The following is a 21,149-nucleotide window of genomic DNA, read 5'->3' as shown; positions in this document are numbered from 1 at the left end:
CGGTTTCGCGCCTTAGCCCGGATTGCTCCACCGCGCGAAGATTGCGGTGGGGAGCAAGCGTCCGCCCGCGCCTTCCTCGCGCACGGCGAGGTCACCGTGCTCGATCTTACCAGGCAAATGGCCAAGCGCTTCTTCAAGCAATCCCGCGATGGCGAGGCTGCTCATCCGCACGGCGTAGACGGTCAGGAACAGGAAGGCGCTCTTGTCATCCAGCATCCGGGCGCAATCGCCGATAAGGTCGGGAAGTCCTTCCTCCAGCCGCCATGTTTCATTCTTCGGGCCACGGCCAAACTTGGGCGGATCGAGAATAATGCCATCATAGCGCCGCTCTCTGCGCACCTCGCGCGCGGCGAACTTGCCAGCGTCGTCGACCAGCCAGCGGATTGGGCGATCTTCCATGCCGGAAAGCGCCGCGTTCTCGCGGGCCTGCGCGACCGACTTTTTCGAGGCATCGACATGAGTGACACGGCCATGATCGCTTAAAGCCAGCGTGCCCACGCCGGTATAGCCGAACATGTTGAGCGTTTCGGCATCGGTTCGTCCGGTCAGCTGCGAACGCATCCAGTCCCATACCGCGGCCATGTCCGGGAAAAACTGGAGATGGCGAAAGGGCGTCGGCTGCGCACGGAAGCGGACGTCGTTCCATGCCAGATCCCATCCATCGGGCACTTCCGGCGTCAGGTTCCAGCGACCGCCGCCATCTTCGTCCGAGCCGGGCACGAATTCGCCATCCGCGCGCCAGTCATCATGGCGCGGTCGCCACATGGCCTGCGGCTCGGGACGGATGAAGGTGAAAGGACCAAACGCCTCCCACTTGCGCCCTGCCCCGCTGTCGAGGAGGCGGTAAGCGTCCCACCCATCGCATTCCATCACCACCGGTTGCTGGACGAGCTTTGCCATCAGCCGGCAGACGGGGTCGCTGTCTGAAGCACGAAATCGCGCGAGGCTTCGTAGTCACCGCCAAGCTCGGAGAACACCTCTTCGCGCCCGAAGAGATCGCCAACGCGCGCGGGAAGCGACGGGCGAACGCCGACGGCGCGCTCGACTGCATCGCGGAACTTGGCCGGGTGCGCGGTCGCAAGCGTTACAATGGGCGTTCCAGGCCCGATCCCTTCGACAACCTGCGCAGCGTGAAGACCGACGCCGGTATGCGGATCGATGACCTGCCCCGCATTGCGATAAGCCCATTGAAGGGCCCTTGCGGTTTGCTCCTGATCTGCACGCGCGCTTGAAAACAAGGCGGATGCGCCGTCGCGCTGAGCGTTGGTCAGCTGCATCGCTTTCGAAGCGTCGAAACCCGCCATCTGCTCCGCCATCGAAGCGCCATCGCGGCCGCCTGCATCGAACAGCAAGCGCTCAAAATTCGAGCTGACCTGAATGTCCATAGAGGGCGTAATCGTCGCGGTGGTTTCGCCTGCCGAATAGTCACCATTGGTCAGCGCGCGATGGAGGATATCGTTAACATTGGTCGCAACGATCAGCCGCTCAATCGGAAGTCCCATCTGCGCCGCGACATAGCCTGCAAACACGTCACCGAAATTGCCTGTCGGTACACTAAAAGCGACCTTGCGATCGGGCCCTCCGAGCTGAAGGGCAGAGTAAAAATAATAAACCACCTGAGCCATCAATCGCGCCCAATTGATCGAATTGACTGCGCCCAGATTGAGGGTCCCGGTCACGCTCTCATCTGCAAACATGCGTTTCACATGGCGCTGCGCATCGTCGAAGCTGCCTTCGATCGCGAGGTTATGGACATTGGGCGCGCGCACCGTAGTCATCTGGCGGCGCTGGACGTCGGACACGCGGCCCGAGGGGTGGAGCATGAAGATCTCGACCCGGTCGCGGCCAGCCACCGCGTTGATTGCGGCAGAGCCGGTGTCGCCGCTGGTCGCTCCGACGATGGTCAGGCGCTCGTCCCGGCGGGCCAGAAACGTTTCGAACAGGTGCCCGAGCATTTGCAGCGCGACGTCTTTGAAAGCCAGCGTCGGTCCGTGGAAAAGCTCGAGCAGCCAATGTGTCTCGTCCATCTGCACCAGCGGGGCCACCGCCGCATGGCCGAAATCGCCGTAGACAGTTTCGCAAAGACTATCGAGCTCATCATCGGTCAACGAGCCCTCGACGAAAGGTCGCATGATCCGGGCGGCGAGCTGCGAATAGGACAGACCGCGCAGCTCGCGGATCTCTTCCATGCTCAGGCGCGGCCATTCACGCGGCAGGTACAGTCCGCCATCGGACGCGAGCCCGGCGAGCGTGGCCCCTTCGAAATCGAGTGTGGGCGCAGAGCCTCTGGTGGAGATGTAGTCCATTGTGCGACCGCGAATAGCCGGGTGCCAGTGCCGGGGCAAGAAACGCAATATTGCCCTTCCCCCAAAGAGGCTTTCAGTCCCGCCTGGCCCTGCGCGACTTGAGAGCAAGGAAATAAATCACCAGCGCCGTCAATGCGAAAAAGAACCACTGGCCTGCATAAGCGAGGTGGTTGTTGGGAAGATCGCCCGGATCGGGTTTGGCAAGCGGTGCGAGACCGGCCGCAGGAGGATCGGCGACCAGTCGCGGACCTGGCGCGATGATGCCGCTGACCTCGCCGCCGCTCCATTCGGGCATGGCGAGATCGCGGGTGAAGCCCAGGTCGACCGTTACCGGCCTCCCGGGGATATCCCCCGCACAAGTTACCCGCATCGCCCAGCCTTTCGCCCCGTTTTCGGCAGTGCCCGCAACCGGATCGATGCCAACCACTCGGTCGCAATTGACGGAGCTGCGTCGGAACCAGGCGTCTTCGGCATCGCCTTCATCGGGGAAGTCGACTTCACCAGCCATGTCGGAGGCTGCGGAGTAGCTCGCGATCAGCGCCGACTTCTCGTCCGCCCGGCCAAGCTGCCAGACGCCGAGCGCGACCATGGTGGCAGCGGCCGCCAGGACAAGGATCGTCGGGATGATCGGAATTCGCGAACTCATTCGCCTGCGTCCTTCAGGTTCTCATAGGATGCGTAGAGGAGCGTCGTCTTGAAAAAGCGCAGCGCGTAGATGACGACGCCGACCGTAAGCGGTGCCCATACAAGCGCCTGAAGCCAGAGCGGCGGTCGCAGGGTCGCCTCTATGCCATAAGCGATCATGATGAGGATGATCGCAATCAGCGCCGTCAGCACGCCTGCGAACCGGCCACCGCGTTCGAGCGCTCCCAGATCAAGCTGGCAATGTGAACAGATCAGCGCGACACGTGCAGGCGCTTCGAACAAGCTACGTTCTCCGCATCGGGGACATAAACCCAAAAGGGCAGCCCGGACTATCCCGGACTGCCCTTTGGCTTGGTCAGGGCCATTGGCCCCGCTCATCAATGGTATTCAGCGCCCCAGCCGCCCCAGATGTAGACGACGATGAAGAGGAACAGCCACACCACGTCAACGAAGTGCCAGTACCACGCAGCCGCTTCGAAACCGAAGTGCTGGCGCGGGGTGAAGTGGCCCTTGTAGGCGCGGAACAGGCAAACCGCGAGGAAGATCGTTCCGATCAGAACGTGGAAGCCGTGGAAGCCGGTCGCCATATAGAAGGCTGAGGAGTAGGTGTTGCCGCCAAAGCCGAACGGAGCAACGCTGTACTCGTAAGCCTGGATGAAGCTGAACAGGATGCCGAGAGCAACAGTCGCCCAGAGGCCCTGCTTGAGACCTTCGCGATCACCGTGGATCAGAGCGTGGTGCGCCCAGGTAACGGTGGTACCCGAGCACAGCAGGATCAGGGTGTTTAGCAGCGGAAGGCTGAACGGGTCGAGCACTTCCATGTTCGCCGGGATGAACTGCGCGATCGCGCCTTCTTCGCCGAAGAGGCTGCGCGTGGTGTCAGCCGATGGGTCATATTCGAGCGCGGTCGGGAACAGCGCGAAGTCGAAGAAGCTCCAGAACCAGCCGACGAAGAACATGACTTCGGAAGCGATGAACAGGATCATGCCGTAGCGCATGTGCAGCTGCACGACCGGGGTGTGATCACCGCGCTCTGCCTCGACCACGATGTTCTTGAACCACATGAAGAAGGTCGCAATCAGGCCGGCGAGACCGAGATACATCACGATTGAACCGACCGAACCGAACAGGTCAGGGTAGAAATTGAGCACCATTCCGCTGGTGAAGCTGAGAGCCGAGATCGAGCCGACCAGCGGCCAGATATCGGGCTCAAGAATGTGATAGTCGTGGTTTACGTTGCCAGCCATAATGGTCGTTCCCGTCCCTAGGATGCGTGTGACTTATTGCGAGTGGTCAAGAGCACTCGATACGGGCTCTTTCGCGCGGTGAAAAGTGTAACTCAAGGTAATCTGTTCAACGTCGGCGATCACGTCGTCTTCGAGGATCGCCGGATCGACGTAATAGAGCACCGGCATGGTGACTTCCTGCCCCGGTGCGAGCGTCTGCTCGGTAAAGCAGAAGCACTGGATCTTGTTGAAGTAAGCGCCCGCCTGTGCGGGTTCGACATTGAAGGTCGCGGTGCCGGTGATCGGTTCGTCCGACAGGTTGCGAGCAGTGTAGGTGGCCATGTCGCGCTGGCCGATGCGAACGGTGTCGGTCGACTGGGTCGGCTTGAACTCCCAAGGCACGTCGCGCGCCATCGAGGCATCGAAGCGGATCGAGATTTCGCGGCCAAGGCCCATCGAGGCTGCGCGGTTGGCGTCTGCTTCGCTCGCCACTTGCGTGGTCCCGCCGAACCCAGTGACACGGCAGAACAGGTCGTAGAGCGGTACAGCCGCATAGCCCATGCCGAGCATTGCCAGCGCGCCCAGCATCGCGAGGATGCCGGTGCGCAGGTTCTTGCGCGCGGTATCGTCGTGAAGGGGAGCGCTCGCCATCGATCAGTCGCCGATCCGGACCATGGTGATGGCGTAGAACAGCACGGCGAAGAACAGGAGCGTTCCGCCGACCACGTAGTTGCGTGCCTTCTGGCGGCGCTTGAATTCGGTTTCTTCGTCAGGCGTCATGCGAGCATCCCTGCGCCGATGATCCCATTGTTCTCAAGCACGCGATCAGCAACCAACGCTGCGAACAGGTTGAAGAGGTAGTAGATTGAGAATTTGAACAGCCGTATTTCCGGCTTCATGTCCTCGCCTTCCTGACGATCGCGAACCCCGACAGGCCAGGCGAGCGCGAAAAACAGGATTGAAAGCGCGACGGCGAACGAACCGTAAATCCAGCTCGTCCCGCCGATCAGCCACGGAGCGACCGCAACCGGGGCGAGCAGAACGGTGTAGGCAAGGATCTGGTGGCGAGTGTGTCGCTCGCCCTTAACCACCGGCATCATCGGAATGCCGACATTTGCGTAATCCGTCTTCACGAAGAGCGCGAGCGCCCAGAAGTGCGGCGGCGTCCACATGAAGATGATCGCGAACAGCAGGATCGGCATTGCGGTGAGTTCGCCGGTGACTGCAACCCATCCGATCAGCGGAGGAAACGCGCCCGAGCCGCCACCAATGACGATATTCTGCGGCGTGCGCGGCTTGAGCCACATCGTGTAGATGACTGCGTAGTAAATGATGGCCGCGAACAGCAGTCCAGCGGCAAGCCATCCTATCGCAACACCCATGACGAAGACGGACACTGCCGAAAGGAAAATGCCGAAGTCGCGCGCATCCTCGCGGCGCATGCGGCCTCCGGGGAGCGGGCGGTTAGCGGTGCGCTTCATCCCCGCGTCGAGGTCGGCTTCCCACCAGTGGTTGAGAGCCGCAGACCCGCCTGCACCCATCGCAATCGCGAGTACAGCGGTGAAACCAAGCACCGGATGGATGGAACCGGGCGCAGCCAAAAGCCCGCAGATCGCGGTGAAGATCACCAGCGTCATGACCCGCGGCTTGGTCAGCGTGAAGAAGTCGCGCCATTCGGTCGGCAGCTTTGCAGCAACCGCGCGTGTCGCGTTTTCGCCAGGAATGATGTCAGCGGTCTGGTTCATTGTCGTATCTGTGAGAGAGAGCGCACCTTGCGGCGCGCCCCCTCCTTTTCTTGTCTGTTCGCCCACCTGCGCAGGCAACCCTCAACCTCAGGCCGTTGCCGGACGGTGATCGTGGTAATCGTGATGGTCCTCGATCACGGGAAGGGTTTCGAACTGGTGGTACGGCGGCGGGCTCGGCAGGGTCCACTCAAGCGTGGTCGCGCCTTCGCCCCATGGATTACCCTCGGCCTTTTTACCAGCCATCAGCGCGTAAGCGATGTTGACGAAGAAGAAGATCATCGAACCGGCCATGATGTAGTAGCCGTAAGTGCTGATCTCGTGCCAGAACGTGTAGGCTTCTGCGTAGTCGGGATAGCGACGCGGCATGCCCTGCATTCCGAGGAAGTGCTGCGGGAAGAAGATCACGTTCACGCCGACGAAGAAGGTCCAGAAGTGGATGTGGCTGAGCAGTTCGGAGTGCATCCGGCCGCTCATCTTCGGGAACCAGTAATAGAAGCCTGCGAACATCGAGAACACGGCACCCATCGACAGCACGTAGTGGAAGTGAGCAACCACATAGTAGGTGTCGTGAAGGTTGTCGTCGATGCCGCCATTGGCGAGCACAACACCGGTCACACCGCCGACGGTGAACAGGAAGATGAAGCCCAGCGACCAGACCATCGGCGACTTGAATTCGAGGCTGCCGCCCCACATCGTCGCGATCCAGCTGAAGATCTTCACACCCGTCGGAACGGCGATCACCATCGTTGCGGCAGTGAAGTACATCTTCGTGTTTACGTCGAGGCCAACCGTATACATGTGGTGCGCCCACACGATGAAGCCGACGACGCCGATAGCGACCATGGCGTAAGCCATGCCGAGGTAGCCGAAGACCGGCTTGCGGCTGAAGGTCGCAACGATCTGCGAAATCATGCCGAAGCCCGGCAGGATCATGATGTACACTTCCGGGTGACCAAAGAACCAGAACAGGTGCTGATAAAGAACTGGGTCACCGCCACCGGCAGGATCGAAGAAGGTCGTGCCGAAGTTACGGTCGGTCAGCAGCATGGTGATCGCGGCAGCAAGCACCGGAAGCGCGAGCAGCAGCAGGAATGCAGTGACCAGCACCGACCACACGAACAGCGGCATCTTGTGCAGGGTCATGCCCGGCGCGCGCATGTTGAAGATGGTCGTGATGAAGTTGGTCGCGCCAAGGATCGAGCCAGCGCCCGCAAGGTGCAGCGAGAAGATCGCGAAGTCGACCGCAGGACCCGGCGAACCGGTGGTCGAAAGCGGCGCGTAAACGGTCCAGCCAACACCCGCACCCGGACCCGAGCCGCCGGGAACGAAGAGTGAGAAGAGGAGGCTGAAGAAACCGGCAACGGTCAACCAGAACGATACGTTGTTCATGCGCGGGAACGCCATGTCAGGCGCACCGATCATGAGCGGGACGAACCAGTTACCAAAACCACCGATCATGGCCGGCATGACCATGAAGAACACCATGATAAGACCGTGCGCGGTGATAAACACGTTCCACATGTGGAGCGCGGTGTTGATGTCATTCGCGCCGCCCATGAACTGGGCCCACCACTGGAGGTACTGAATGCCAGGCTCGGCGAGCTCGACACGCATGATGCCCGAAATCGCGCCACCGATGACGCCCGCGATAATCGCGAAGATCAGGTAGAGCGAACCAATATCCTTGTGGTTGGTCGACATGAACCAGCGGGCAAAAAAGCCCGGCTTGTGGTCCGCATGATCGTGATCATGGTCTCCACCGTGACCTGCGTGAGCGCCGGCGCCTGGTGCGAAATCGTCTGCGGTTGTGGCCATCTGTTTGGTCTCTCGCGTTCGTACTTTAATCGTCGTTTCTAGTCGGCTGTCTGGCGCGAATTACGCGTCGGCAGCTTCTTCCGGATCCGCTGCTTCAGGCGATTCGTCGCCCGTTTCAATCGGATCGTTGTTGTCTTCGAGTTCGGCCGAACCCGGAATGCTGCCACCCTGCTCTACAACCCAGGCTTCGAATTGCTCCATCGGAAGCGCTTCGACAGTGATCGGCATATAGCCGTGGCGCGAACCGCAAAGCTCAGAGCACTGGCCGTAATAGACGCCCGGCTCTTCGATTACGAGCATGCGCTCGTTGAGGCGACCGGGAACTGCGTCCTGTTTGAACCAGAGCGAAGGCACTGCGAATGCATGAATTACGTCTGCGGCAGTGGTCTGGATGCGCAGCGGCACTCCGGCGGGAACAACCATGCGGTTGTCCACTGCGAGCTGGTAAGGCTCACCACGGCTCAGAGCCTCGTCGGCTTCGAGCATGTTCGAAATCACTTCGACGTCGTGGTCGGGATATTCGTAACCCCAATACCACTGGTATCCGACAGCTTTGATAGTGATCGCCTCTTCAGGCGGGGTCTCATACTGGCGCGCGAGCAGCGTGATCGATGGGACAGCGATGATAACGAGGATGATGACCGGAACGATCGTCCAGACGACCTCGATCATCGTGTTGTGAGTCGTCTTCGAAGCGACCGGGTTGGCGCCGCGGCGGAACTTCACCACCGCGTAAAGCAGCAGGAAAAGCACGAACAGGCTGATCACCGTGATGACCGGCATCAAAATGTAATCGTGCATCCCAAGCGCATAGGCACCATCAGCGGTGTACTGATCCTGGAAGGTCATGCTCTTGAGAGCGTCTTCCTGATAGGAAGTCGGCATGCCCTTGCCTTCGGTCGGGGCCATGGGCGCGTATCCACCTGCAAAAGCAGCGTTCACTTCGCCGGTCGGCGCTTCGACACCGCCTTCGAATGCGTCAGCCGCAGCAGCCGCCGCGTCAGCATCGGCAGCCGCGCCAGCAGCGCCGCCACCAACATCGGTGCCCGATGCGTCCTGCGCGATCGCCTGCGGAGCAGCAAAAGCGAGGCCGAATGCCATCACCGCTGCCATAAGAGCGACAATTCCAAACTTCATGCGGTCGAGTGCGTGACCCATAATCATGCCTAATCGGTTCAAAAATTTATCCCATGTGCGGGCTGTTTCGTGTCTTTGTCAAAAGCACTGAACGCCCCGCGCGTCGATGGCATTCCAGCCATCTTCGGGTTCCCCTTAGCCGCGCTTGCCCAGTGCCTCAAGCGCTTCTAGGGAGAAAATTATGCACTCCCACATGTTGTTGGCGCAATCAGCCTCCGCAACATCCCTTCGATCCCAGTTAACAAGAGCTTCGAAACTGCACCTGCCATGACTTCAAACGAGACCATTCCTTCGACCCTGGACGATGTTCTTGCCGAGTTTCGCAACTCTGGCGCGCTTCTCGAAGGGCACTTCAAACTTTCGTCAGGCCGTCATAGCGGTCACTACCTGCAATGCGCGCGCGTGCTGATGAACCCGCACCGCGCCGGACGTCTGGCTCAGGCTGTAGTCAACGCCATACCGGATGACGTCATTGCACAAGTCGACGTCGTGGTTTCACCGGCAATGGGCGGGATCATCATCGGCCATGAAGTTGCGCGCGTGCTCAGGAAAGACGCCCTCTTTCTCGAGCGGCCCGATGGCGTCTTTCATCTGCGCCGGGGATTCGCGTTGGAACCGGGCGCCAAGGTCTTGATGGTTGAAGATGTCGTGACCACCGGACTTTCCAGCCGCGAGGCAATCGCGGCAGTGGGCAAGGAAGGCGGCGAGGTGATTGCCGAATGCTCGCTTATCGACCGCTCGATGGGCTCGGTCGATTTGGGCGTGCCCTTCTATCCTCTCGCAGCGTTCGATTTCCCGACTTACGCAGAAGATGAAATCCCGGAAGAGCTTGCCCGCGTAGCTGTCACGAAACCGGGAAGCCGCAAGGAATAAACAGCGCCAATGACCAACCCTCTCCGCCTCGGCGTCAATATCGACCACGTCGCGACCATCCGTAATGCGCGCGGAGGTGATCATCCTGACCCTGTTCGAGCTGCACAGATCGTCGCCGAGGTTGGCGGCGATGGGATAACGGCTCACCTGCGCGAAGATCGCCGGCATATCCGGGACGAAGACCTTGCTCGCATTCAGGACGCGACCGACCTTCCGCTGAACCTTGAGATGGCAGCGACCGAGGAAATGCTCGAGATCGCGCTGCGCCACAAACCGCATGCAGCTTGTATCGTTCCGGAAAAACGCGAGGAGCGCACGACCGAGGGCGGCCTTGACGCAGCAGGACTGCACAACACGCTTACGCCGATTGTGTACCGATTGAAGGACCACGGCATCCGCGTGTCACTGTTCATCGAAGCGGACGAGCGCCAGCTCGATGCTGCTTTGCAATTGGGCGTGCCTGTAGTCGAGTTCCACACCGGTGAATATGCGCACGCCATTCTTGATGGCGACAGCGAACGCACCGCAAAGGAGTTGCACCGAATCACCGACATGGCGGCGCTGGCCGCCAAGAACGGGATCGAACCGCATGCCGGCCACGGGCTGACTTATGATAATGTCCAGCCGATCGCCGCCATCCCGCAGATCGCCGAACTCAATATCGGGCATTATTTGATCGGTGAAGCGATCTTTTCTGGGCTCGAACCAGCGATCCGCCGGATGCGCGAACTGATGGACGAGGCACGCGGATGAGCGAACCGGACCTTCCCACCCTTGCCCCGGCGCAGAAACTTTGGGCCGGTCTTGCAGCGCTCCTGTTCCTGATCGCGATTGGCTTCCTCGGCTTTGCGCTGAATACCGGGGTACTTCGCCCCTTTGCGATTGGATGGGTCGCCTTGCAGATTTTCGGATTCGTCGGAGCGCTCAAGTTCGCGAATGGCGATTTCGCCCACCCGATCTTCAAGGCGCAGGTCATGATTCACATCATCGGTCTCGCCTTGCTCGTCCTCAGCTTTTCTAGGGCTCTATAACCTATGATCATCGGCCTGGGTTCAGACCTGTGCAACATCGAACGCATTGGCAATTCGCTCGCCCGCTACGGGGAGCGGTTTGAAAATCGCGTCTTTACAGAGGTAGAACGCGCCAAGGCTCGCAAGCGCCCCTACACGATCGCTGGAACCTATGCGAAACGCTTTGCCGCCAAGGAGGCATTCAGCAAAGCGGTTGGTACAGGTTTCAGGCGCGGTGTCTTCATGAAGGATATCGGCGTGGTGAACGCTCCGTCCGGCGCGCCGACGCTGGCGCTCACCGGCGGGGCTGCGAAGCGGCTTGAAGAATTGACGCCACCGGGCCATGAGGCGCACATTCATCTCACCCTCACGGACGATCATCCATGGGCGCAGTGCTTCGTCATCATCGAAGCTTTGCCCAAAAGCTGATCCGAAAAGAAACGAACACCGACTTTGAGCCAGACCAATACGCCCGCTTCCGACACGGACCAGAAGGCAGACGTGCATCCCCATGTCGAGCTGAAGCAACAGCTCGCGCAGAAAAAAGAGGAAGAAAACGACAAGGTCGATTGGTTCGCCGAATTGCGCGGCCTTGCGCTGATGCTGTTTGCAGTGCTCGCGTTCCACAGCCTCGTCGCCAAGCCCTTTTACATTCCGTCGACCTCGATGATGCCGAGCCTGCATGTCGGTGACCGCCTGGTGGTGAGCAAGTATCCCTATGGCTGGTCCTGGGCTTCAGCGAGCTTTCACCTGCTTCCGCGCGGCGATTGGCGCATATTCGGCTCGACGCCCGAATATGGCGACATCGTCATACCCGTGCACCCGACACGCGACGAGGATTACATCAAGCGCGTGATCGCCCTGCCCGGCGATACGGTCGAAGTGCGTGACGGTCGCGTGATCCTGAATGGCACGCCGGTAAAACGCGAAGTGGTTCCACCGGTGCGCATTCCGTTTGAACCGGAATTGATGTGCGAGAACGGCCCCTGCCTAACCGCTTTCGAACCTTACCGCGTGCGCAGCGAGAGCGGCGAGCAGTTCTTCGAACCGCCTACTTACCGTGAAACTCTGCCGAACGGTGCGACATATCTGATCATTGATCATGTCGACCAGAGTCGCACGCGTTCGGGCGCTAATGATCTCGACAATTTCGGTCCCTATGCGGTTCCCGAGGGCCATGTTTTCGTAATGGGCGATAACCGTGATGAAAGCGCAGACAGCCGAGCACCTGCTCAGGCACGCGGACTTGGGGGCGGCATTCCGCTCGAAAATATCGGAGGTCGCGCTGAATTCATCACCTTCTCTCTCGACGGCTCTGCGACGTGGAACCCGTTGACGTGGTTCTCTGCGATGCGGGGCGAGCGCGCATGGACTACGCTGCGCCCGGCGCTCGCCGAAGATGGCGAACGCGCTCGCGAAGTGGCTGAATAACCCAAGGGGCAAGGACGCCAATGGCAAGGAAATTCCTCTATTTCGTGGCGGTGGTGATCGTCCTATTTCTCGGGCTGCGTATCGGCTACGAGATGTTTCAGGACGAACTTGCCGAATTCGCGCTCGTCCCAAGCGCTGACTTCACTCCGACACAGCCGCTGGAAGCCAACGCCTATCAGGACCCCGCCCTTTGGTATTCGCGTCCCGGCATCGGCGTAAACGATCCAGCCCGCTGGCAGCCGGCTTTGGCGGAGGCAACCGCGCGTCCTGAGGAATTGACCGCGCGCCAGGCCGCCGGGTCGCGTCCCGTGGACCCTGAATCTAGCGAACTTGGTACGAGCGGCGACGTGCCCGATTTCGCCGTCTTCTTCATCCACCCGACCAGCTATCTCAGCCGTGACAACTGGAACGCGCCGATTGGCGACGAAGAGGCCGAACGCGTCGCACGCATCTATGTGCGCGGCATGGCAAGTCCGTTCAACGCAGCCGACGAAATCTGGGCACCGCGATACCGCCAGGCGACCATGGGTTCATTCCTCACTGACGCGCCAGAGGGCGAGCAGGCCATCGACGCCGCTTACGCCGACGTGCTTGAGGCTTATCGCTATTTCCTCTCGTCAATCGACGACGATATCCCGATCGTTCTGGCGGGGCACAGCCAGGGCGCGTTGCATCTTCTGCGCCTGCTGCGTGAAGAGGTGAACGGCTCTGATGTCAGCCGACGCCTCGTGGCGGCCTATGCGATTGGATGGCCGATTTCGGTCGAACGCGACGTTCCATCGCTCGGCTTTGCTGCCTGCGCCACGCCCGCCCAGACAGGTTGCATCCTGTCATGGTCGAGCTTTGCCGAACCAGCGGACCCGTCCGCTGTCATGGAGACTTACGCCAATTCGACCGGCTTCGATGGTCAGCCGCGCGGTGACAGCCAGATCCTTTGCACCAATCCGATCACCGGGACGTTCGGTGGAAGCGCGCAGGCAAGCGCGAATCTCGGCACACTTGTTCCCGACGATTCCATCTCGACCGGCGAGCTTGTGGCAGGCGCAGTTCCTGCACGCTGCGATGATCGCGGATTACTGCTCATCGGCGACCCGCCCAAAATGGGGTCCTATGTGCTGCCCGGGAACAACTATCATGTCTACGACATCCCGCTGTTCTGGGCCAACACCAAGGCCGATGTCGCAAGGCGTGCAGGTGCCTTCGCGCGCGCATCGGGTGACGCAAACTGATTACCGAGGACGCAGCCGAGTTCGGCCAGGCACTGCCCGATGGCGGCGTTCTTCTTGGGCTCGACCTTGGCACCAAGACGATCGGCACCGCCTTCTGCGACGCGGGATGGCGCTTTGCGACCAATGGCAAAACCCTTGGCCGAAGCAAATGGGGCAAGGATCGCGAGCGGATTGGCGCCCTTATTGCCGAACGTGAGGTCAAAGGGATCGTCCTAGGCCTCCCACGCAACATGGATGGAAGCGAGGGTCCCCGCGCTCAGGCAAGCCGTGCCTTTGCTCGCAATGCGCAAGACGCATTTGCGCTCCCGCTCCTCCTCTGGGATGAACGCTGGTCCACGCAAAGCGCCGAGGCCGCGATGATCGGGCAGGATATGAGCCGCAGGAAACGCGCCGAAGCAATCGACAGCCATGCGGCTGCCGTAATTCTGCAGGGCGCGATTGATCGTCTGGCCGGAGGTGTCCTTTAAGCCTCGATTGCCTGGCGCTTCTGTTTGGCGACAGCCGAGACCATAAGGCTCCCTGAGCGTTCCGCCTCTGCCCACAGCGCGTGCCGATTGCAGGAAATGCCGCTGCGCGCCTCAAAGCTGGCAAGCCGCAACCTGTCGCTTGGATGGGTGCGGCCTATCCACTCAGCATAATCCAGCGCGATTTCAGATCCGCTCGCCACGGCGGTGCGCAGGAATACCTCGGTCGCGTTGGGGCTGAGCACGCGCGTGATCGTCCCACTTTCGAGTTCAAAGCCATATTGATCGTGCCAGCACTGTGCCGGGTCGACATGCATGACATTGAGCGAGACCGAGAGGCTTTCGGGCGGCAATTGCGAGTGCACATCGGTGTGTGCGCGGTAAAGTATGGTCTTGCCCTCATGGAGAGCGCTGCGTTCGATGAAGCGCAGGCCCGCTTCTTCGCCGGGCACGCCGCGAACCTTGTCATAATCGTATTCGAAGTAATCGCTTCGATAGCCGGGGCCGAGATATCCTGTCGTCAGAAACGAGAAATTGTGGTCGTGCGGCACTCCGTAGACGAACGTCTTCGCGCCGGAGTTCTGAAAGCTCAGATCGCTTTCGGCAGGCCAGATATTGGCGCGCAGAAACATGCTCCCTCGTAACGGGGAAAGTACGACAGCCTGCGGGCCGTACCCGCTTTCGATCTCACCCAAAGTCCGCCCGGCAAGGCGGTCCAGAAGGACGTCTGCGAGGAACTCGCGGTTGCTGCTCAATCTCCTAAGCCAGCGAGCAGCTTCAAGCGTCGCACCTTCATCCCGAGGGTCGAAATCTATCGCGGCGAGAGCCTCGACCGCTTCGGCAAGAGAACAGGGGGCATCTTCGCCAAGATCAAAAAGCAGCGGCATCACTGTGCCTCCGGGATTTCGTGCTGTTCGCGCAATTGGGCCATCAGCGATCTTGAAGGCTGGGCGAGAGGATCTTCAGGTCTGTGTGCAATTTCATTGAGAACCAGCCAGCCAGCCTCGCCATCCAGCGCCAGCAACTGACGCGCCGCTTCCCATCGCGCGTGCTTGTCCTGATCAAGATCGCGAGCAAATGCCGTGATCGGATCGATTGTGCGATCCATGCCGAGCGCCCCCAGGACACCTAGCGCCATCATCTTCTCGCTCGCCCGCCGATCCGCGCTTACCTCCCGTACCAGCGCGCCATCGCTTAGGCGCAGCTCGCGAGTTGCGCGGGGATTGGGGCGCGTGCGGGTCAACTGAAGCACCAGCAAAGAACGGTGCACCACTTCGAATTGCCGCGCTTCGACGCGAGGCTTTGGCGCAAGAAAACTGCCCTCGCCCACGTTCAGGTCTGTTGAACGGATGCCGCCTTGCCCCAACCCGTTGTGAACGATCCTGTGCATCCGGCCAGTCGCCGAACCGGCCAAAACCAGTTCGCACAGCTCGCAATCGGCAAACTGGGCCCAGTTGGCTTGGCGGTTCGCCGTTGCCGGTTCGTACACGCAAAGCGATAGCACCACCCCGCCCTGCTTCATCAGCTGCATTCGCGCAAAGCCGGCTGTCGAAGTATGCCGCAAAGGAACTTCTCCGAGCGATTGGCTGCGCAATGCCGGGACGAACTGATCGATCATTCCATGCGCAAACGCCTTTCCTCGCGCAAGGTCGCCGATCAATCCGCCAAGCGTCGGTAATGCCTCCAAGGCCTGTCCCTCGGAATAGCTGCGGATGTCGCGATCAACAGCGCGAACATCGCTGCGCTGAAGCCAGGCATCATGAGCCGACGTCATCTCGGCACGGGCGCAAAGCTGCAAAGCGTGATCGCTCCGCAGCTTTGCTATGGCAGGATGAACAATCATCTACTCAGCCATCCCGTAGCGATCAAAAGATGCCGGGCGGCGGTGGTGGCGGGGGCGCTACATCGTAGACATAGACCATGAGTGAAATGATCGAATCGTCGTAGGTCGCGACCTTGTCGCTGACCGCTCCGTACAGCGCCTGTGCTGTTTCGAGGCCAGGAATACTGGCCAGCTCGATCTTTGGCATTTTACTTCTCCTTGCTACTGATCCCGCACCGGGCGAGAAGCGCCGATGCACATGGATGGCTGCAAGAAAACTCCCGGTGCGTGAAATTAAAGGATTGTAATGATTAGTAAATTTCAAAGAAACTTGCGGAAATGAGCGAAAGAAGCCGGACTCCGACGCAAGGCTTCGACGTCGAGGCTGCGGGGAAGATGTTTTTCCAGCATGGTCATTCGGGCTGGCTGGGCCTAGAATACAGCGCCCACGGCGACAACTGGGTCGAACTCAAGCTGCCTTGGCGAGAGGACCTGATCGGCGAACCGGACCGCGCGGTGCTCGCATCTGGTCCCGTCATCAGCTTGATGGACATGGCCAGCGGGATGGCAATCTGGACGACCAAAGGCGCTTTCATGCCCATTGCAACGCTTGATCTGAGAGTGGATTACCAGCGCGCCTCGCGAGAACGCAGTGCGATCTGGGGGCGCGTCGAATGCCATCGCATCACCCGCTCTGCCGCTTTTGTTCGGGGGTTCGCTCACGACGGCGACGCCAACGATCAGCTTGCGACAATGGCAGGCGTTTTCATGACGCTGAGCAAGGACCCCCGGTCACGCAAGATCGTGACCGGCCAAGGTGAAGCCAGCGAAGCGGGGACTGGCGATGAGTGACATGGAACTGCCTGCATATGCCAACGCACTCGGGATCAGACTCCACGCAATGGAAGACGGCGTTCCGGTTCTGACGGTGGATTTCGGTTCGTCAGTCGAAGGGCGTCCTGCTCATTATCACGGGGGTGCGACCGCAGGATTGCTGGAGAATGCCGGCTACGCTGCGCTCCGCGCACGGCTTCAGGAGGATGGCCGGGATGCACAGCTGAAGCCGGTCAATATCACCGTTCAGTACCTGTCTGCCGGTAAGTCGCAGGCGAGTTTCGCGAAGGGGCGCATCACACGGATCGGTCGGCGAAACGCCAACTTGACGGTCGAGGTATGGCAGGACGATCGCGACCGCCCGATTGCTAGCGCTGTCATGAATATACTGATGGCGGAAACAGGGACCGGCTAGTCTATCGGGTCGATGTTGAAGCCGTTTTCGTCAATTCGAATCTCAACCGGCACGCCATCCTGTGAGAGGACGACCCCGTCCTCTTCGAACCGCAGAACCGTGCCATCTTCACCCAGCGGGATTTCCTCACCTTCTCCGATATCGAAGGGCTGCACCGGACCTTCAGGGTCGGGCGAGGCGCTTGGCCGCGGTGCCGGCAGGTTGAGAGCGCCGCGCATGAAGTCCTTCCAGATGCGCGCTGGGAGCCCGCCCCCGGTCACGCGATCGAGCGGCGAATTGTCGTCATTACCGACCCATACGCCGACAACCAGGTCTCCCGCATAACCAACGAACAGGGCATCCCGGTAATTCTGAGTGGTCCCGGTTTTGCCATAATTCGCGATGGGCAGCTCCGCAGCCTCACCCGTCCCCCGGTTGATTGCCGCGCGCAGCATGCGCTCGATATCCTCGTGTGTTCGGTCCGAAGCGCTGTCGATCGGAGTGGTGAGCCATTCCCACCAGCCCTGTTCCTCTTGCTCGAACGCACGGGCCCTGACCGGGAACCGATTGGCAGCCACCCCGGCATAGGCGGTCGTCAGTTCGAGCAAAGTCATGCTCGAGGTGCCAAGCGCCAGGCTTGGATCGCCCTCAGGCAGTTTCGACGTGACGCCGAGCGAACGCGCCGTGCTGATCACTCGCTCACTGCCGACCTCATTGAACAGCCGAACCGCTGCGACATTGCTGGACGAGGCAAAGGCATCTTCCAACGTGATGGTCTCCGAATAGCGCTCGCGCGCGTTTTTGGGCCGGTAGGAGCCCGCTTCGATGGCGGTGTTGGCGATCCTGTCCTCTGGCGACCAGCCAGCTTCCAGCGCGGCGAGATAAACAAACAGCTTGAAGGTCGACCCTGGCTGGCGTCGTGCCTGCGTTGCGCGATTGAACGGACTTTGCGCATAATCCTTGCCGCCAACCATTGCGACCACTTCACCCGACGGGCGCATGGCGACCAGTGCGACCTGAGCATCGCCAAGCCCTGCACGGCTGACAACCCGGCCTGCCAGCGCCTGCAATTGCGCATCGAGCGTGGTTTCAATCACCTGCCGTTCGTACCCAGCTTCCATGCCCTCACGCGCGAGAGGCAGGGCCCAGTCTGCAAAATAAGTCCCGGTGGGCAGGTCGTTCGTTGTTCGCAAGTCGAGCTTGGGATCAGACAACGATGCGGCCTGCGCCGCGGTGAGATACCCTTCCTCGACCATCGCGCCCACCACCAGATCCATCCGCGCTTTCGCTCGGTCATAATGATGGGAGGGCGCGTAGCGCGACGGCGCCTGAAGCAGCCCTGCGAGCATCGCCGCCTGCTGGGGCAGCAGGTTTTCCGGTTGTCGATAGAAGTAATGGAGCGATGCGGCGCGAAGCCCGTACTGGTTGTCTCCAAAATAGGCGTTCGAAAGATAGCGCGACAGGATCTCGTCCTTGGTCAGCCATCCTTCCAGCCACAGTGCGATCAGCGCCTCGCGCGCTTTGCGCGACAGGCTTTGCTCAGGCGTGAGGAAGGTGAACTTGGCGAGTTGCTGCGTGATCGTGCTCCCACCGCCGCGCCCGGTCCAAGCAGCGCGCGCGATGCCGCGCGGGTCGATCCCCCAATGAGAATAGAACCGCCGGTCTTCAATCGCGAGGAAAGCCTGCACCACGTGCGGGGGGAGGTCTGCAACCTCAACCGGCTCCGCCACCATCGCACCGCTGCGCGCAATGGGTGTCCCGTCGCTGGCGAGCAGCGTTACCTGAGGTGCAGCAATGGGTTCTAGGCTCTTTGAAAGAGGTGCGGTGATTGCAAGCCATGCGAACAGGACAATGAGCACCGCGAAAATCGCTGCGACAATGCGAACGCCCCACCAGCGCTTGCGACGCGCGCGCCAGTAATCCTTCGTCCAGAACGGAAGCCGCCTGCGTTCTTCGCGAGCGACGTGGCCATCGATGCTCGAAAGACGGTCGTCCCAGGCTGCGAAATCGGGTGAACCCGCCGCTCGAAGTCGAGGCGCTTCATCATCGATGTCGAGAGGACGCTGCGATTCGTAAAGCGCGTAGTAGCCTGCATCCCCGCGCTGGGGATCTCGATTGCCTGACCGTTTCCAGAATCGTTCGAAAAGCGCCATGGTGAACTGTATTAACAGCCTAACACAGCTTTGCGCAAGTGGGCCTTATACGCCCTTCGCTGCACCTTCCGGCAGATCTTCGTTGAACACGCGCTGATAGTATTCGCTTACCAACGTGCGCTCGGCCTCGTCGCACTTGTTCAGGAACGACAGGCGGAAGGCAAAGCCGACAGAATTGAAAATCGCGGCGTTCTGCGCCCATGTGATCACGGTGCGCGGGCTCATGACGGTCGAAATGTCGCCGCTCATGAAGCCCTGACGGGTGAGCTCTGCGACCTTGACCATGTCAGCGATAAGCGCGTCGTCGGATTCGGGCGTCTTCGATTTGACGATCTTCTGCTCGGTCTCTGCCGGCAGATAGTTCAGCGCTACCACGATGTTCCAGCGGTCCATCTGCGCCTGGTTGATCGCCTGAGTGCCGTGATAAAGGCCGCTGGTGTCGCCTAGGCCTACCGTGTTGGTGGTCGCGAACAGGCGGAAATAGGGGTTGGGCGTAATCACACGGTTCTGGTCAAGCAGTGTCAGCCTGCCATCGAATTCGAGCACACGCTGGATCACGAACATGACGTCAGGGCGGCCCGCATCGTATTCGTCAAAGGTCAGCGCGACCGGGTGCTGAAGCGCCCAAGGAAGAATGCCCTCCTTGAACTCGGTAACCTGCAAGCCGTCTTTCAGGACGATCGCATCGCGGCCCACCAGATCGATACGGCTGATATGCGCATCAAGGTTCACGCGGATGCTCGGCCAGTTCAGGCGCGCGGCAACCTGCTCGATATGGGTGGATTTACCCGTTCCGTGATAGCCCTGCACCATCACACGGCGATTGTGAGCAAAACCTGCGAGAATCGCGAGGGTCGTATCCGGGTCGAATACATAGCTCTCGTCGAGCTCCGGCACATGCTCATCATTCGCGCTGAAGGCCGGAACCTGCCAGTCGACATCGATGCCGAACGTGTCGCGCACGTCGACCGTCGAGTCGGGTTCGGAGGGAATGGCGCTCTTGCCAGCGAATTCTTCGGAGGAGTGTGAGTTCATTTCGACCGGACCGTTAAAGGCCAAGCGCCGCGCGGGCAAGTATCGGTTTCAAATCTAGACCTGACATTCTCGGCCAGGCTTGATGTGGCACGCGAATTTTCCTCATGTGCCCCCGCTTGAATTAAGTGTCGCGCTTCTCGAAAAATCCGATCAGGGTGATTAGATAGCTCCCATGCCCTCCCCGCTCGACATCCCGATTGAACGCTTTCGCCTCAAACTGGTCGAGCAGGTTCGTAGCACCTTCAACGATTCTTCCAGCCGACAAAAGCCGGTCCCGCCATCTGACGACGCGCTGTTCGAGAAGGATACGCCGATCCGCATGGTGCATGCCGATATCGTCGGCATGATGACCGGCGGAATTCGCGCGCTGTTGTTGCAAATGCTTCACCCGCATGCGCTGCAAGGCGTGCTCGACCATTCCAACTTTCGCGAGGACATGCACGGGCGCTTGCAGAGGACCGCCCGGTTCATCGCGGTAACGACCTTCGGGCACCGTGATGATGCGATGAAAGCCATAGACCGCGTCAATCGCATACACGCGAAAGTTGGCGGCACGCTGCCGGATGGAAGCCGCTACGAGGCGACCAATCCGCGCACGCTCGCCTGGGTTCACGTAACCGAAGCGCAGAGTTTTCTCGCAGGCTATCTGCGCCATGTTCGACCCGACATGCCCGGTGCCCAGCAGGATGAATATTATCGCCAGATCGCAGTCATCGCCCGCGCTCTTGGCGCAGACCCGGTGCCAGAGACCCGGCGCGAGGCGGATGCGCTTTTTCGCGAACTTCGCGGCGACCTGCGGGCAACGCCACAGGCCCGCGAGATTGCGCAGCTGGTCCTCAATCAGCGTCCAAAGAACACGCCGCCCGCCTTGCAGACCTTGCTTGGCGCAGAAGCGGTGGCCATGCTTCCGCCTTTTGCGCGATCCATGCTGAACCTTCAGCGGCCGGTCCTGACTGCCCTGCCAGCCCGCGCGGCGACCTGGGGCATGGGCCGGACGCTGCGCTGGGCGTTTCGCCAGAACTGATCTTTG

Annotated in this window: 25 protein-coding genes; 10 read left to right on the top strand and 15 right to left on the bottom strand. The window is 60.5% G+C overall.

The window, feature by feature from the left end:
- Positions 1-12: 12 nt before the first annotated feature.
- The 10 genes from CD351_RS07225 to coxB all read right to left on the bottom strand — a co-directional run bounded on the left by CD351_RS07225 (position 13) and on the right by coxB (position 8,901).
- Positions 13-900: a class I SAM-dependent methyltransferase gene (locus tag CD351_RS07225; protein ID WP_111991968.1), complete on the bottom strand. Its 888-nt coding sequence runs from the start codon at positions 898-900 to the stop codon at positions 13-15.
- Positions 900-2,306: a threonine synthase gene (gene thrC, locus CD351_RS07220; RefSeq protein WP_111991967.1), complete on the bottom strand. Its 1,407-nt coding sequence runs from the start codon at positions 2,304-2,306 to the stop codon at positions 900-902. The genes CD351_RS07225 and thrC overlap by 1 nt, the downstream gene beginning before the upstream one ends.
- 73 nt (positions 2,307-2,379) lie before the next feature.
- Positions 2,380-2,952, bottom strand: a complete 573-nt coding sequence (locus tag CD351_RS07215; protein ID WP_111991966.1) for an SURF1 family cytochrome oxidase biogenesis protein — start codon at positions 2,950-2,952, stop codon at positions 2,380-2,382.
- Positions 2,949-3,233, bottom strand: coding sequence for a DUF983 domain-containing protein (locus tag CD351_RS07210; protein ID WP_234027271.1), 285 nt, complete (start codon positions 3,231-3,233; stop codon positions 2,949-2,951). Before CD351_RS07210 ends, CD351_RS07215 begins: the two co-directional genes overlap by 4 nt.
- Positions 3,234-3,328: 95 nt before the next feature.
- The gene (locus CD351_RS07205) at positions 3,329-4,198 is read right to left on the bottom strand and encodes a cytochrome c oxidase subunit 3 (RefSeq protein WP_111991964.1); all 870 of its coding nucleotides are present in this window, start codon (positions 4,196-4,198) and stop codon (positions 3,329-3,331) included.
- A 33-nt stretch (positions 4,199-4,231) separates the two neighbouring features.
- Positions 4,232-4,828 (bottom strand): cytochrome c oxidase assembly protein, encoded by a 597-nt coding sequence (locus tag CD351_RS07200; protein WP_111991963.1) that lies wholly within the window; start codon positions 4,826-4,828, stop codon positions 4,232-4,234.
- 3 nt (positions 4,829-4,831) lie between these two features.
- Positions 4,832-4,957 (bottom strand): hypothetical protein, encoded by a 126-nt coding sequence (locus tag CD351_RS16030; RefSeq protein WP_007163544.1) that lies wholly within the window; start codon positions 4,955-4,957, stop codon positions 4,832-4,834.
- The gene (locus CD351_RS07195) at positions 4,954-5,922 is read right to left on the bottom strand and encodes a heme o synthase (RefSeq protein ID WP_111991962.1); all 969 of its coding nucleotides are present in this window, start codon (positions 5,920-5,922) and stop codon (positions 4,954-4,956) included. Before CD351_RS07195 ends, CD351_RS16030 begins: the two co-directional genes overlap by 4 nt.
- Before the next feature lie 87 nt (positions 5,923-6,009).
- Positions 6,010-7,737: a cytochrome c oxidase subunit I gene (ctaD, locus tag CD351_RS07190; protein WP_111991961.1), complete on the bottom strand. Its 1,728-nt coding sequence runs from the start codon at positions 7,735-7,737 to the stop codon at positions 6,010-6,012.
- Between the two features lie 60 nt (positions 7,738-7,797).
- A complete protein-coding gene (coxB, locus tag CD351_RS07185) occupies positions 7,798-8,901 on the bottom strand; it encodes a cytochrome c oxidase subunit II (RefSeq protein WP_111991960.1) in 1,104 nt (367 codons plus the stop codon).
- A gap of 240 nt (positions 8,902-9,141) precedes the next feature.
- Here coxB and pyrE point away from each other — a divergent pair, with 240 nt between their 5' ends.
- Genes pyrE through ruvX form a run of 7 tightly spaced genes read left to right on the top strand, consistent with a single transcriptional unit; the run spans position 9,142 to position 13,884 of the window.
- Positions 9,142-9,747 (top strand): orotate phosphoribosyltransferase, encoded by a 606-nt coding sequence (gene pyrE, locus CD351_RS07180; RefSeq protein ID WP_111991959.1) that lies wholly within the window; start codon positions 9,142-9,144, stop codon positions 9,745-9,747.
- Between the two features lie 9 nt (positions 9,748-9,756).
- On the top strand, positions 9,757-10,500 hold the full coding sequence (locus CD351_RS07175; protein ID WP_111991958.1) for a pyridoxine 5'-phosphate synthase: 744 nt from the start codon (positions 9,757-9,759) through the stop codon (positions 10,498-10,500).
- Entirely contained in the window at positions 10,497-10,778 is a 282-nt protein-coding gene (locus CD351_RS07170; RefSeq protein WP_111991957.1) for a pyridoxal phosphate biosynthetic protein, read from the top strand. The genes CD351_RS07175 and CD351_RS07170 overlap by 4 nt, the downstream gene beginning before the upstream one ends.
- A 3-nt stretch (positions 10,779-10,781) precedes the next feature.
- Positions 10,782-11,186, top strand: a complete 405-nt coding sequence (acpS, locus tag CD351_RS07165) for a holo-ACP synthase (protein ID WP_111991956.1) — start codon at positions 10,782-10,784, stop codon at positions 11,184-11,186.
- A 24-nt stretch (positions 11,187-11,210) separates the two neighbouring features.
- Positions 11,211-12,188, top strand: coding sequence for a signal peptidase I (gene lepB / locus CD351_RS07160; RefSeq protein WP_111991955.1), 978 nt, complete (start codon positions 11,211-11,213; stop codon positions 12,186-12,188).
- Between the two features lie 20 nt (positions 12,189-12,208).
- Positions 12,209-13,417, top strand: coding sequence for a DUF3089 domain-containing protein (locus tag CD351_RS07155; RefSeq protein WP_111991954.1), 1,209 nt, complete (start codon positions 12,209-12,211; stop codon positions 13,415-13,417).
- On the top strand, positions 13,414-13,884 hold the full coding sequence (gene ruvX, locus CD351_RS07150; RefSeq protein ID WP_111991953.1) for a Holliday junction resolvase RuvX: 471 nt from the start codon (positions 13,414-13,416) through the stop codon (positions 13,882-13,884). The genes CD351_RS07155 and ruvX overlap by 4 nt, the downstream gene beginning before the upstream one ends.
- Here the strand turns inward: ruvX and CD351_RS07145 are convergent.
- From CD351_RS07145 to CD351_RS15695, 3 genes are read right to left on the bottom strand one after another with little or no spacing between them, the layout of a single operon-like run.
- A complete protein-coding gene (locus tag CD351_RS07145) occupies positions 13,881-14,768 on the bottom strand; it encodes a transposase (RefSeq protein ID WP_111991952.1) in 888 nt (295 codons plus the stop codon). The genes ruvX and CD351_RS07145 overlap by 4 nt on opposite strands.
- Positions 14,768-15,724: a hypothetical protein gene (locus CD351_RS07140; protein WP_111991951.1), complete on the bottom strand. Its 957-nt coding sequence runs from the start codon at positions 15,722-15,724 to the stop codon at positions 14,768-14,770. Before CD351_RS07140 ends, CD351_RS07145 begins: the two co-directional genes overlap by 1 nt.
- Before the next feature lie 22 nt (positions 15,725-15,746).
- Positions 15,747-15,911, bottom strand: a complete 165-nt coding sequence (locus tag CD351_RS15695) for a hypothetical protein (protein ID WP_162627647.1) — start codon at positions 15,909-15,911, stop codon at positions 15,747-15,749.
- A gap of 131 nt (positions 15,912-16,042) precedes the next feature.
- Between CD351_RS15695 and CD351_RS07135 the strand changes: the two genes are divergently transcribed.
- Positions 16,043-16,555 (top strand): PaaI family thioesterase, encoded by a 513-nt coding sequence (locus CD351_RS07135; RefSeq protein WP_369880807.1) that lies wholly within the window; start codon positions 16,043-16,045, stop codon positions 16,553-16,555.
- Positions 16,548-16,952: a PaaI family thioesterase gene (locus CD351_RS07130; RefSeq protein WP_111991950.1), complete on the top strand. Its 405-nt coding sequence runs from the start codon at positions 16,548-16,550 to the stop codon at positions 16,950-16,952. Before CD351_RS07135 ends, CD351_RS07130 begins: the two co-directional genes overlap by 8 nt.
- Here the strand turns inward: CD351_RS07130 and CD351_RS07125 are convergent.
- Positions 16,949-19,084 (bottom strand): transglycosylase domain-containing protein, encoded by a 2,136-nt coding sequence (locus CD351_RS07125; protein ID WP_111991949.1) that lies wholly within the window; start codon positions 19,082-19,084, stop codon positions 16,949-16,951. The two genes, CD351_RS07130 and CD351_RS07125, sit on opposite strands and share 4 nt — an antisense overlap.
- Before the next feature lie 45 nt (positions 19,085-19,129).
- A complete protein-coding gene (gene cobS, locus CD351_RS07120) occupies positions 19,130-20,119 on the bottom strand; it encodes a cobaltochelatase subunit CobS (RefSeq protein WP_111991948.1) in 990 nt (329 codons plus the stop codon).
- Positions 20,120-20,291: 172 nt separating this feature from the next.
- Between cobS and CD351_RS07115 the strand changes: the two genes are divergently transcribed.
- On the top strand, positions 20,292-21,143 hold the full coding sequence (locus CD351_RS07115) for an oxygenase MpaB family protein (protein WP_111991947.1): 852 nt from the start codon (positions 20,292-20,294) through the stop codon (positions 21,141-21,143).
- The last annotated feature ends 6 nt before the right edge of the window (positions 21,144-21,149 follow it).

It is taken from the genome of Erythrobacter sp. KY5, from assembly GCF_003264115.1.
Lineage (GTDB): Bacteria > Pseudomonadota > Alphaproteobacteria > Sphingomonadales > Sphingomonadaceae > Erythrobacter.
This window is presented reverse-complemented; position numbering and strand designations above follow the sequence as displayed.

Excerpts from the sequence above, each read along its gene's own strand:
- CD351_RS07225 (WP_111991968.1), bottom strand. The coding sequence starts at position 900 with ATGGCAAAGCTCGTCCAGCAACCGGTGGTGATGGAATGCGATGGGTGG.
- thrC (WP_111991967.1), bottom strand. The coding sequence starts at position 2,306 with ATGGACTACATCTCCACCAGAGGCTCTGCGCCCACACTCGATTTCGAA.
- CD351_RS07215 (WP_111991966.1), bottom strand. The coding sequence starts at position 2,952 with ATGAGTTCGCGAATTCCGATCATCCCGACGATCCTTGTCCTGGCGGCC.
- CD351_RS07205 (WP_111991964.1), bottom strand. The coding sequence starts at position 4,198 with ATGGCTGGCAACGTAAACCACGACTATCACATTCTTGAGCCCGATATC.
- CD351_RS07200 (WP_111991963.1), bottom strand. The coding sequence starts at position 4,828 with ATGGCGAGCGCTCCCCTTCACGACGATACCGCGCGCAAGAACCTGCGC.
- CD351_RS16030 (WP_007163544.1), bottom strand. The coding sequence starts at position 4,957 with ATGACGCCTGACGAAGAAACCGAATTCAAGCGCCGCCAGAAGGCACGC.
- CD351_RS07195 (WP_111991962.1), bottom strand. The coding sequence starts at position 5,922 with ATGAACCAGACCGCTGACATCATTCCTGGCGAAAACGCGACACGCGCG.
- ctaD (WP_111991961.1), bottom strand. The coding sequence starts at position 7,737 with ATGGCCACAACCGCAGACGATTTCGCACCAGGCGCCGGCGCTCACGCA.
- coxB (WP_111991960.1), bottom strand. The coding sequence starts at position 8,901 with ATGATTATGGGTCACGCACTCGACCGCATGAAGTTTGGAATTGTCGCT.
- pyrE (WP_111991959.1), top strand. The coding sequence starts at position 9,142 with ATGACTTCAAACGAGACCATTCCTTCGACCCTGGACGATGTTCTTGCC.
- CD351_RS07175 (WP_111991958.1), top strand. The coding sequence starts at position 9,757 with ATGACCAACCCTCTCCGCCTCGGCGTCAATATCGACCACGTCGCGACC.
- CD351_RS07170 (WP_111991957.1), top strand. The coding sequence starts at position 10,497 with ATGAGCGAACCGGACCTTCCCACCCTTGCCCCGGCGCAGAAACTTTGG.
- acpS (WP_111991956.1), top strand. The coding sequence starts at position 10,782 with ATGATCATCGGCCTGGGTTCAGACCTGTGCAACATCGAACGCATTGGC.
- CD351_RS07155 (WP_111991954.1), top strand. The coding sequence starts at position 12,209 with ATGGCAAGGAAATTCCTCTATTTCGTGGCGGTGGTGATCGTCCTATTT.
- CD351_RS07145 (WP_111991952.1), bottom strand. The coding sequence starts at position 14,768 with ATGCCGCTGCTTTTTGATCTTGGCGAAGATGCCCCCTGTTCTCTTGCC.
- CD351_RS07140 (WP_111991951.1), bottom strand. The coding sequence starts at position 15,724 with ATGATTGTTCATCCTGCCATAGCAAAGCTGCGGAGCGATCACGCTTTG.
- CD351_RS15695 (WP_162627647.1), bottom strand. The coding sequence starts at position 15,911 with ATGCCAAAGATCGAGCTGGCCAGTATTCCTGGCCTCGAAACAGCACAG.
- CD351_RS07135 (WP_369880807.1), top strand. The coding sequence starts at position 16,043 with ATGAGCGAAAGAAGCCGGACTCCGACGCAAGGCTTCGACGTCGAGGCT.
- CD351_RS07130 (WP_111991950.1), top strand. The coding sequence starts at position 16,548 with ATGAGTGACATGGAACTGCCTGCATATGCCAACGCACTCGGGATCAGA.
- CD351_RS07125 (WP_111991949.1), bottom strand. The coding sequence starts at position 19,084 with ATGGCGCTTTTCGAACGATTCTGGAAACGGTCAGGCAATCGAGATCCC.
- cobS (WP_111991948.1), bottom strand. The coding sequence starts at position 20,119 with ATGAACTCACACTCCTCCGAAGAATTCGCTGGCAAGAGCGCCATTCCC.
- CD351_RS07115 (WP_111991947.1), top strand. The coding sequence starts at position 20,292 with ATGCCCTCCCCGCTCGACATCCCGATTGAACGCTTTCGCCTCAAACTG.